General features: G+C 43.1%; 11 protein-coding genes. 6 read left to right on the forward strand and 5 right to left on the reverse strand.

Translation table 11 applies throughout. The features are described from left to right. On the reverse strand, positions 1–1495 hold a 1495-nt coding region (locus NZ896_03420; GenBank protein ID MCS7116501.1), incomplete at its 3' end, for an AAA family ATPase. 46 nt (positions 1496–1541) lie between these two features. Further along, positions 1542–2114 (reverse strand): DUF116 domain-containing protein, encoded by a 573-nt coding sequence (locus NZ896_03425; GenBank protein ID MCS7116502.1) that lies wholly within the window; start codon positions 2112–2114, stop codon positions 1542–1544. A gap of 151 nt (positions 2115–2265) precedes the next feature. On the opposite strand from NZ896_03425, the gene NZ896_03430 reads away from it, so the two are divergent. The 6 genes from NZ896_03430 to NZ896_03455 all read left to right on the forward strand — a co-directional run bounded on the left by NZ896_03430 (position 2266) and on the right by NZ896_03455 (position 7892). After that, complete coding sequence (locus NZ896_03430; protein MCS7116503.1) at positions 2266–2976, forward strand: (5-formylfuran-3-yl)methyl phosphate synthase; 711 nt, start codon at positions 2266–2268, stop codon at positions 2974–2976. Positions 2977–3222: 246 nt separating this feature from the next. Then, complete coding sequence (locus NZ896_03435) at positions 3223–4374, forward strand: acyl-CoA dehydrogenase family protein (GenBank protein ID MCS7116504.1); 1152 nt, start codon at positions 3223–3225, stop codon at positions 4372–4374. A 40-nt stretch (positions 4375–4414) separates the two neighbouring features. Beyond that, a complete protein-coding gene (locus NZ896_03440; GenBank protein ID MCS7116505.1) occupies positions 4415–5587 on the forward strand; it encodes a thiolase domain-containing protein in 1173 nt (390 codons plus the stop codon). Between the two features lie 5 nt (positions 5588–5592). Next, positions 5593–6060 (forward strand): Zn-ribbon domain-containing OB-fold protein, encoded by a 468-nt coding sequence (locus tag NZ896_03445; GenBank protein ID MCS7116506.1) that lies wholly within the window; start codon positions 5593–5595, stop codon positions 6058–6060. A 127-nt stretch (positions 6061–6187) separates the two neighbouring features. Beyond that, on the forward strand, positions 6188–7099 hold the full coding sequence (fhcD, locus tag NZ896_03450; protein ID MCS7116507.1) for a formylmethanofuran--tetrahydromethanopterin N-formyltransferase: 912 nt from the start codon (positions 6188–6190) through the stop codon (positions 7097–7099). Between the two features lie 109 nt (positions 7100–7208). Next, positions 7209–7892 carry a nucleotidyltransferase family protein gene (locus NZ896_03455; protein MCS7116508.1) on the forward strand — a complete coding sequence of 228 codons (684 nt, stop codon included), beginning with the start codon at positions 7209–7211 and terminating at the stop codon, positions 7890–7892. Between the two features lie 114 nt (positions 7893–8006). Here NZ896_03455 and NZ896_03460 read toward each other — a convergent pair whose 3' ends face one another. The 3 genes from NZ896_03460 to NZ896_03470 form a co-directional block, all read right to left on the reverse strand. Further along, positions 8007–8468 (reverse strand): GNAT family N-acetyltransferase, encoded by a 462-nt coding sequence (locus NZ896_03460; GenBank protein ID MCS7116509.1) that lies wholly within the window; start codon positions 8466–8468, stop codon positions 8007–8009. Between the two features lie 249 nt (positions 8469–8717). Beyond that, positions 8718–9269 (reverse strand): molybdopterin-guanine dinucleotide biosynthesis protein B, encoded by a 552-nt coding sequence (gene mobB / locus NZ896_03465; GenBank protein MCS7116510.1) that lies wholly within the window; start codon positions 9267–9269, stop codon positions 8718–8720. 2 nt (positions 9270–9271) lie between these two features. Beyond that, entirely contained in the window at positions 9272–10555 is a 1284-nt protein-coding gene (locus tag NZ896_03470) for a molybdopterin molybdotransferase MoeA (protein ID MCS7116511.1), read from the reverse strand. Positions 10556–10807: the final 252 nt, after the last annotated feature.

Below are 10807 nucleotides of genomic sequence, written 5' to 3' on the forward strand. Positions count from 1 at the left end.
TCGACTTCAATTCTTCATAATTCTTCGAATAACTCTCATAAATCTCCACAGCATCCTCTGGTACATCGCCCAGACTCTCTAGATGTGCATTTACCAACTTGATCTCTTCAGCAATCTCTGTAACTGTCCTCTCGGTTTCGATGCGAGGTGCTGCCCTTTCCAATTGAGTTGATAATTGGGCTAGGCTCGACTCTACATCACTTATCGACCTTTTGATCCCTGCAATCTCATGCTCCACCGTCTTCTTCTTAAAGTTTAATATGGCTTCCTCTACACGGTTGGATACATACTTCTCGATCTCAGACTCTATCTTCTTGTCTAGATCGTTCAGCTCTGCTTGATGCTCTAAAATCTCTTTATTCAATTCTGATGACTTTCTTCTAAATTCCTCCATCTTATCGTTCATTAAACTCACTATATACGTGAAATGTGGAATCAAGTTTTGAAGATCTTTGCCCGATTCGATCGGTATTTGGATTAGGATCTTCTGTAGAGATTCTTCAAGATTCACTATTCGGCCTTGTAATTCACTTGAAACTTTGATCCACGTCTCTCCAACAGCCTTCTCCTTCTCCAACCTTAATAGTGAGAAGTAAAGTTTTCTCAATTGAGTCTGAAGGTTCGATAGATTCTGCCGGATTTTCTGCACACTCTCCCCGACCCTTTCTATCTGATTCTTTAAATCCTCAAGGATCCTCTCATGGGTGGTGAGTTTCGATTTTAAAGACTCAAGCGTACGTTCATACTTTAACGCCTGGGCCCACACGTACTCTCTCTCAAGGTACTCCTTCCTCTCCTTCAGACCCTTCTTCAGTAGATACTTATCGTATACACTCTTCCAGTAATCCAAAGTCTGGCTCGCAGTATCGAGAATCTGTATCAAGGATCTCTCTTCACTTATCAATCCAGATAACTTCGCCTCTGCATCACTTATCCTTTCACGATACTCACGAAAACCTACGGACTCTTCGACCATCTTTAACTTCTCCTGAGGGGACATCGTCGCGAACTCTTCGATCATCCCTTGGTGCATGATGATCAATAGATTATCAGGGTGAATACCGAATCTTTCGAGCAACCTCCTCACATCATTCTTACTGACTTCACGGTAATCTGCTTCGTACCAATAAGAGCCATCAGACTTTAGGTATCGGGAGAGCATGAATGTATCCGATCTTCCGATCGGTATGGGCCTCTTACCATCTCTCGCTCTATTATCGAATATGAGGCTCACTCTCGCAACATCCTTACCATGTCTGATCAAATCGCTCAACCTTCGAGATCTTTCCGTGTACGCTTGTCCTAAGGCGACCGCTATTCCTAAGAGGATCGAAGATTTACCAGATCCATTCGGCCCACAGATTATATTCAATCCGGGCTTTAAACGTATCCGTGCGTATTCATAACTCATAAAATTCTCTAAGATCACTTCCTCTATAATCGTAGAGGATCGATATTTGTCTCTTGGAGTTATAAAATCTTTCTTTATCTCCAAATCTACCACACTAATGTTACTAGGTGGTAAAAAGCTGTTGCGGAATTTATTTAGACAATCCTGTCGAATTAAGGTATAATGCCTTCTTTACCTCAAACCAATCGACATTGGTATTTACGCAGCCATCGTGCAGAAGAGGTACCACAAACGGGATTATATTAAACCTCTCTGAAAGACAGATGCCCATCACGAGCTCCTTTAAGCAGGCTACACCGAGACATGCGTGAGGTTTGAACCGTTTAAATATGTTCTCTACCATGGTGCCACCGGGCAAGATAAATACACGGTAGCCGATCCTTTCAGCCTCTCCCTTTATATCCTTTATACCGCAACCTCCACACCCTTTACATTCATAACCATACTGGTCAAGTTCTGCCTTACATTCTTTTGAGCGTAGGCATTGGGGGAGGAGTAAGACTCTATTTTGATAAGGTGTGCTTGCAAACCGATCTTTATGCTTCGTATTCTTCGATTCTAAATATAGCATGATAATTTCTCGTTCATCGATATTGAGCGTAGCCGCAAACCTTTCTAATTCAGAAATCGTCTGGCTTACCAGTTTTGTCTTTGCAACCTTTCGTAAAAAGCGTACGAGTGTACTCTGTCGCCTTTTGACCACGAACCTATTATGTTTTCATAATAATTAAATTTTACCACATCCGATCGAAACGAATGTATATCATCTAACAATCATTGATGGTTTATCGATTTCTCAATCCTCATCGATACCTTAATTAACTTATTTAGGATTCTAATTTGAAGGGTTTTAATTGAAGGTCTTGGTAAGTGTTGTGAATTTAAAAGAGGCGATGGATGCATTAAATGCTGATGTTGATATCATCGATGTGAAGAACCCTTCGGAGGGTGCTTTGGGTGCAAACTTCCCTTGGGTCCTATCTGAAATTCAAAGGTATGTGGGAGGGAGGGCTGAAGTTAGCGCTACCATAGGTGATTTACCATACCTTCCCGGAACGGCTTCTTTGGCCGCCCTTGGTGCTGCTTCTTGTGGTGTAGATTACGTGAAGGTGGGATTATTCGGTCCAAAGAATCCAAAGGAAGCATCGAGAATGATCAAGACCATCTCTAAATCTCTTAAAGGTTATAAGAGTAAGGTGATCGCTGCTGGCTATGCGGACTATTTCAAGTATGGCTGCGTTAATCCATTAGAGTTGCCTCAGTACGTTGCGAATGCCGATGGTGCGGGGATCCTGATCGATGTAAAAGAGAAGAATGAGAACGGACTCTTTCATTACTTTACTACCGATCGACTCAAAAGATTCGTTAGAGAAGCGCATGAGTATGGTCTAACGGTGGCTCTGGCTGGGCATCTAGGTATCGGAGATGTGGCGAAGGTGTATGAAGTAGGTGCCGATATAATCGGGGTGAGAAGATCTGTGTGTAAGATCGTTAACAATGGAAGAGTTAGATTAGATAAAGATTTGGTAAAAGAGCTCATCGATGTTGTAAGGAGGTTTTCATAAGCAAATCGAGTCGATTTCAATTAATGCTATGTGGTTATAAATCTGCAAAATAAGATAAAGGAAATATCAGCATAGCAAGAGATCATCGATGCTATTGCTTCTTATCTTTCACCTCTCAGATGGAAGGATTTAGATCAAGAGGTTTTTACGATCGATTCATCGATGAGAGGATGAAGAGGATAGAGATATCGATTCGATTTAGTTTATAAAATTCCTAGCCCTATGACAATTAAGTGAATAATCGATTTGGATTTTGAGCTTTCACAAGAGCAACTTCAAATCAAGGATGAAGTTAAGGAGTTTTGTGAGAAGGAGTTTAGGCCAGAAGTCGCCATCGAATTCGAAAGAAAGGAGGAGTATCCCATTGAAATCTATAGAAGGGCCGCTAAACTCGGTTTAACATGCATCTCAGTACCAAAAGAGTATGGTGGGCGTGGTCTAGGTTTCTTCGAATCCTGCTTGGTCGTTGAAGAGATGTGCAAAGCCGATTCAACGCTCGGTGTGGCGGTATCCACTGGAAATTATGGGAGTGATCTGATCCTAACCTATGGAACCGAAGAGCAGAAAGAGAGGTACTTGCCCCCTATCTGTAGAGGCGAATATCTATCATCAGCGGCATTCACAGAACCCGATACTGGGAGTGATATAACCCACATAAAGACTACAGCTTTGAGGTTTGGTAAAGAATGGCGATTAAATGGTACCAAATCCTTCATCTTGAATGCTCCACTCGCTAACTTTATCGTAGTACTGGCCCAGACCGATATCGATGCAAATCCTCCTTACAAAGGTGAAACACTATTCGTTGTTGAGAAGGGTACTCCGGGTTTATTCGTCAAAAATCAAAGTGGTAAGATGGGTATTAGGTGCTGTGTGACTGGTGAGGTAACACTAAAGGACGTTAGAGTTACAGATTGGAACCTCGTTGGTGAGTTAAATAGGGGTTTCTACAACGCATTGAGCTTCCTCGATAAGTATAGGGTATTCGTTGCAGCACAGGCTACTGGAATGGCCCAAGGTGCGTGGGAAATCGCCTTCAAATACGCTAAAGGTAAGCATATTGAGGGGCAACCACTATTACACCATCAGGCTATAGGCTTCCCTCTCGCAGAGATCGCCACAAAGGTAGAGGCTGCGAGGCTCTTGACTTACAAGGCCGCGAAACTCATCGATATGAATAGGATGGATCCCATGTTATCAGCTATGGCAAAGCTGTATGCAAGTCGTGTGGCTGTCGAAGCTACAGATTTCGCTATTCAAACCTTAGGGGGGAAGGGTTACTTTAGCGAGTACAGGGTTGAAAGGTATCATCGGGATGCGAAAGTAACCGAGATATATGAAGGGACGAGTGAAATTCAACGGTTAACGATACTTAAGTATCTCATCAAGAGGTTTTGATTTTATACTTTTGTTGGTAACATTATCCTAAGTGGTCCTTTTGAGGAAGGTTGCGGTAATCGGTGTAGGCTCTTCAAAGTTTGGTGTAAGGAATGATGTCAATATCCTTGAATTGATCTTTGAAGCATTCAAACACTCCATAGATGATGCAAGTATAAGCCCGAAGGAGATAGAGCTTCTTACGCTCGGTTCGGCCGGTGCTGCTCTCTGGTACGAGGAGGTTACTCCAGCAGCGCTCGTTGCAGAGTACTGCGGATTGAGTGGTATAGGTATTCTTCGATGTGAAGCAGCGTGTGCCAGTGGGGGTAGTGCACTTGCAACGGCGTATTGGGCCATAGCCTCTAAACAGGTAGATGTCGCTATTACCATCGGTTTTGAGAAGATGTGGCAGGTGGATACACCATTCACAATAGAATTGATAGGGCGTGCCGGCCATTACCTTTGGGAGTTCCATAACTTCGGAATGACCTTTCCCGCTTACTACGCTCTCTATGCACGGGCCCACATGTCAAAGTATGGTACGGATGAGGAGGATCTGGCCCTTGTAGCTGTTAAAAATCATAAGTATGGCTCGATGAACCCCCTCGCTCACATTCAAAAAAGAGTTACGGTAGAAGAAGTCTTAAACTCACCTATAATAGCATCACCTTTGAAACTCCTTGACTGTTGCCCCATATCCGATGGTGCCACATCGATCATCTTAGCATCTGAGGATAAGGTTAGAGAGTTGGGCATCGATACACCCATATGGATCGCAGCTATAGGCTTCGCTTCTGAAAAGGCAAGTATCAATAAGCGATCCAGTTACGTAGGCTTAGAATCTACGGTCATCGCATCACAAAGAGCCTATAGGATGGCGAAGGTGAGCCCTGAGCAGATCGATGTTGCTGAAGTCCACGATTGCTTTACCATCGCTGAAATTATGGCCTATGAAGATTTAGGATTCTGTAAGAAGGGTGAAGGTAGGAGGCTCATTCGTGAGGGCCAGACCGAAATAGGGGGGAAGATCCCTGTAAATGTGGATGGTGGCTTAAAGGCTAAAGGCCATCCGATAGGTGCTACGGGCTGCTCCATGATATATGAACTCACACGACAACTTAGAGAAGAAGTTACGAAGGAGGGGAGGCAGGTACCGATGAAGAACTATGTAGCTCTAGCTCACAACGTAGGTGGTACTGGACAATACTGCTATGTTACGATACTGAGGAGGTAGATCGGATGATCGAAAGTACGGAGCCCACTATAAGATCTAGAGAGTTAAAGATCGTTTATGAAATTCCCGTAAAAAGGCTCATAAGTTTTTTGGAGGGGTTGAAGCAAGGTAAGCTCGTAACGACGAAGTGTAAAAGGTGTGGTACGGTTCATTTCCCACCCGTTGCAGATTGTTCGAATTGTTTAAATTCTGAAATGGAATGGATAGAGCTTAGTAACGAGGCTACGATCGAAACCTTTACATACGTCACTACAAAGCCTTTAACCTTTCAGAGAGATCCGCCCTACATCATAGCTATCGGGAGGTTGAAGGAAGGCATCAGGATCCTCGCACGGTTAACGGGTATGAGGCCAGAAGAGGTTAAGATAGGTATGAAGGCAAAGCTTGTAATTAAGATGATTTCGGATGATCGATTCACTTATGAATTATACCCTTTTAAAGATACTAAAGATGATCATAGAGAAGGCTTTTAATCTGAAGTTTAGCCACAATTACAAGCAAAATGATTAACTTTAATCTTGTTTTTGATAATTCTAACCATATACTATAATGTCTATAATGAGTTAAAACCTTTATATTGGCTATGTATCAAGATTTGGTATGAGTTCATTCTTTGTTAATGGGGTGGAGGTTGAGGATACATTCGCTGAAGCCTTCCCGATGCTCGTAGGTAGAGTTTTGATCACTGCTGAAAGTGACGAATGGGCGATGATCGCAGCCCGATGGGCTACGGGCTTCGGCTCATCCATCATCATGTCACCCGCTGAAGCTGGTGTGGAGGGTGTGCCCATAAAACCGGATCAGACCCCAGACAATAGACCCGGTAGGATGATTCAAATCTACCACCGTGGTGGTGTAGAACTAAAGAGCCAGATGATCTTTCGTATAGGCCAATGTATACTCACATGCCCAACTACGGCAGCGTTCGATGGTTTACCCGATGCTAAGAAGAGAATCAAAGTTGGTAGGGCTGTGAGTATGTTCGGTGATGGCTTCCAAGTTAAGGATGAAATAGGTGGTAGGAAGGTTTGGAGGATACCGGTGATGGAGGGTGAATTTATCATCGAGGATCGATTCGGTGTGAGAAGGGCGGTTGCTGGTGGTAATATCATAATTATGGCTAAGGATCAAAAGGCAGCGCTAGAAGCCGCGACCAAGGCTGTCGATGCCATACATACGGTACCCGGTGTAGTACTCACATTCCCTGGCGGGATCTGCAGATCTGGTTCTAAGGTGGGATCGATGAAGTATAAGCTACCTGCATCTACGAACCATCCATTCTGCCCCAGATTAAGGGGTGCCATCGCCGATTCAAAGGTTCCAGAGAATGTGAACTCGATCTACGAACTGGTATTCAATGGGTTGAACCCGGATCTGGTAAAGAAAGCTACTGGTAAAGGGATAAAGGCTGCAGTAAGTGTGCCCGGTGTAGTAAGGATCTCTGCAGTGAATTTTGGAGGGAAGTTAGGCCCAGTTCAGATCAAGTTGAAGGATGCTATAGAGTCTGTGTAACTATAAGGCATTGATGTAGGGTTGTAGAGATCTCAGTTCACTCATCAGTTCAACCCATCTCATTTGTTTTTTAAATTTATTAATCCTTTCTTCTCTCTTTTATGGTGTCATGAAAGCTGTAATTTTAGCAGGTGGGTTTGGAAAGAGATTAAGACCTCTGACGAATGATAGGCCAAAGTCATTGATCGAAGTGAAGGGTAGGCCGATTCTTGAGACACAGTTAAGATGGTTGAAGAGCTATGGGATAAATGAAGTTATACTATGCCTCGGCTTCTTAAAAGAGAAGATCATCGAATTTTTAGGTAATGGGAGTAGATTCGATATTAAAGTGGGCTACGTAGTAGAGGATGAACCTCTAGGTACTGGTGGAGCGATTCTGAATGCTGAGCCCTTCTTAAAGAAGGAGGATTACTTCTTCGCACTCAATGGTGATGTAATAACGAATCTTAACCCGATGGAGCTTTTAAAGAATCTATCTGGATGTGTGGGCGTGATCGCCCTAGTACCGTTAAGGTCCCCGTATGGTATAGTGGATGTAGACGATGAAGGGCATGTGCATAGATTTAGAGAGAAGCCAGTATTACATGAATATTGGATCAATGCGGGTGTATACTGCTTAACGCCCAGTATCTTTGATTATTTGGAGAAAGGAGGTGGTATAGAGTTCACGGCCTTTCCGAAGTTGGCAGCGGAAGGGAAGTTGAAAGCTGTAAAATACCCTAATTGCTTCTGGAAGTCTATCGATGTGTACAAAGACATAGAAGAAGCAGAGAAGGAGTGGCCAGAACCATAGCTCTAAAAATTCTAAATTTTATAAAATCGATCCAGATTTTAGAATAATTTCCTTCAAAAATTGATCTTCTCCTCCTCTTTTTTATAGATAGAATCAAAATCGAAGAATTGATGTTTAAGTATTCAATATCTTGATCATTCTTGTCCATTTCCCGATCGATTCTTTTTCAATAAATCCCTTCTTTTTATAAAACTCCTTCGCAACGAGATTCTTTACACCAACCCATAGACCTACGATCCTCCTCCCTTTATCTCTTGCATACTTTATTGCCTTATCGAGTAGAGTACTCCCGATGCATATTCTTCTATAGTCTGGATGAACGAATATCTCATGAATTTCGCCCAAAACCTCGTATTCAAGGGGGCTGAACCAATTGGTATCACATGCTATGAAGGCTATCGGACCATCCAATTCTATCGTGAGGAATCCTTCCGAATCTCTTTTGAAGAGCCATTTAAAATAATCCCTTATATCCTTATCTTTGATGTACGCATATTCCTCAAGTCCTCTATACGATAGCTCGTAAAGTTTAACGAATGTTTGAAGATCTTTTAACTCAACTCTCCGTATAAGCATCCAATATGCACAACAATAATACTAATCTTCTTTTTTCTTTAAAAATCTTCTCCATCTATATCTTCAAATTTTCAAAATTCGCTAAATTGAAACTCTTTTCAAAAGAAATTACCATTTTCATATGTAATATGAAAAAAGATGGCTAGGGTAAATAGACCGAAACAGAATGGGAGTGTTATTCTTGACGATTCTGGCGAAGGGTGTCGAACATTTATTTATATACAATCATTCAAAGGGTGAGGGCTCAAATTACCTTACCTCATGTTTTAACAACCTCTCTTTAACGATGCTGTACAATCTATCTCCTTCTTTGTAAAGATCGAGAATCGGAAATCCTAGATTGGACAATTCTCTCTTCTTCTTCGATACACGGCCCGTAACTGCAAGGATCGGTGGGACGGTACCTTCGAGAATCGCATTGAGATCCTTCTCTGTTTCGGCTACGATGATTTTATCGACATCTCCTCTATTCGCTATGAGTGAGTGAAAACCTTCCAGAATTATTACATCGAGCCCTTCACTCTCAAATAGGCGAATTAAATCCTCTAAGCCGTACTTTGACTCACTTAACTTCTTTATAATCACCACTTCACTCGGCGAGAGTGCGGCTACGATCCTCGCCCCAGCACGTGCATGCCTCCAAGTATCCTTTCCCTTCTTATCGATGGTGAAACCGGGGAGGTGAATGTGCTTGATCGAGCCGATCTTGAACCCTTCAGCGGTTAAATTTGAGATAAGAAATTCAATGGTTGTAGTCTTGCCCGAACCACTCCTCCCAACGACGGCTATTACTCTTACCAAATTTACAACCTAAAGTTCAAGTTTCTCAATTCACTAAAACTGAACAGATACGCTCTGATCGTCTCTCCTTTCATCAGTTTACTTCCGGCTCGAACGATCGTATAACCATTAGCTCTGGCCAGATCGTTCGCGGAACTTGAAGGGCCATAGATGGGCTCAGCCTCGTACCCTTTATTAAAGCTGATCCTTAACAGAAGGAAGAGGTCCAGTCCCGGCTTGGCGATCACATCATCTAAAAGCCGAGCCTCTAAAACTGGAGGGCTGCCGTACGGATCGAGCCCACTCAGACCATTTAATAATGGTATCACGAAGAAGTAGAAGCATGCCAAGGCAGATACTGCGTATCCGGGTACCATAACCACAGGCTTGTTCGAAATTACACCCACGCCAGATACCCTGCCGGGTGCGGTGGTGATTCCATGGAACACTATACCGGGCTTTCCTATGGAGTTTATAGCATCTGGAACGAAATCGTTAAGACCGATCGAGCATCCACCTATCGTTAGCACAATATCTGCTCCCTTCAAGGCTTCAATTATCTTTTTGGCGATTTCTTCAGGGTTGTCAGGCACGACCCCCATCACAATCGGGATTGCACCGAAATCAGATATCATTTGAGAAACCATGTATGTATTACTGATCACGACCTTACCGGGATCTCCCTGCCACGATTCGGTCAACTCATCTCCCACTGAGATGATCGCCACCTTTAACTTTCTCACCACAAGAACCTTCTTAACCCCCAACATAGTAAGAACACCTATATCTCGTGGCGTGAGTACATGACCCTTCTTCAAAACCACCTCACCCTTCCTTACATCTTGCCCGATGCGAGTTACATTCCTCCATGGCTCGATCGGTTCATAAACTTCGATCCATTCATCGATAACCTTCGCATTCTCTACCCTGACTACTGCATCTGCTCCTAAGGGAAGAGGTGCACCACTAGCGACATACATCGCTTCTCCTTCATTTAAAACCCCTGCCATGTGAAAGCTCGACGGAAAGAGCTTCGTAAGAACTTTCAATCTACTTGGCTTCTCAAAAGAGGCTTCAGCTACATCGCTCGATCTGACGGCATAACCATCCATCGAAGCCTGATTATATGGAGGGATATCTCTATCAGATATTATATCCTCCGCCAGTATGCGCCCCAAGGATTCCTCTACCGCTATACTTTCATAACCTATCGGTTTCAACTCCAATGCGTTGAGTACTCTGCGCAGAGCCTCTTCACGGGGAATCAATTTAAGGAACCTTTTTTGATACTGTCCTTGCTCACTCATACCAATTCGTAACCTTTCGATAAATATGAAGGGAATGAATCCGCTTATATATTTTGTTACTCGCCACTTAAATCAGGTTAAGAATTCATTCTCGGAGAGAATCCTCATACCGATCATCCTATGAGATAAAGCCCAAGAGCCATCAGAATTCGGAATCGTTATTTAAAGATGTAGAGTCCATTCCCCTCAGGGTGTAATTTGGCGAACCAATTACTTTATGGTGAATGAAATTAAGAGCCTCAGCTAAGTATC

It is taken from the genome of Nitrososphaerales archaeon (assembly GCA_025058425.1).
Classification (GTDB): Archaea; Thermoproteota; Nitrososphaeria; order Nitrososphaerales; family JANXEG01; genus JANXEG01.

Bases quoted from the DNA above. Each gene is read 5' to 3' on its own strand.
- NZ896_03445 (MCS7116506.1), top strand. From the start codon at position 5,593: ATGATCGAAAGTACGGAGCCCACTATAAGATCTAGAGAGTTAAAGATC.
- fhcD (MCS7116507.1), top strand. From the start codon at position 6,188: ATGAGTTCATTCTTTGTTAATGGGGTGGAGGTTGAGGATACATTCGCT.
- NZ896_03455 (MCS7116508.1), top strand. From the start codon at position 7,209: ATGAAAGCTGTAATTTTAGCAGGTGGGTTTGGAAAGAGATTAAGACCT.
- NZ896_03460 (MCS7116509.1), bottom strand. From the start codon at position 8,468: ATGCTTATACGGAGAGTTGAGTTAAAAGATCTTCAAACATTCGTTAAA.
- NZ896_03470 (MCS7116511.1), bottom strand. From the start codon at position 10,555: ATGAGTGAGCAAGGACAGTATCAAAAAAGGTTCCTTAAATTGATTCCC.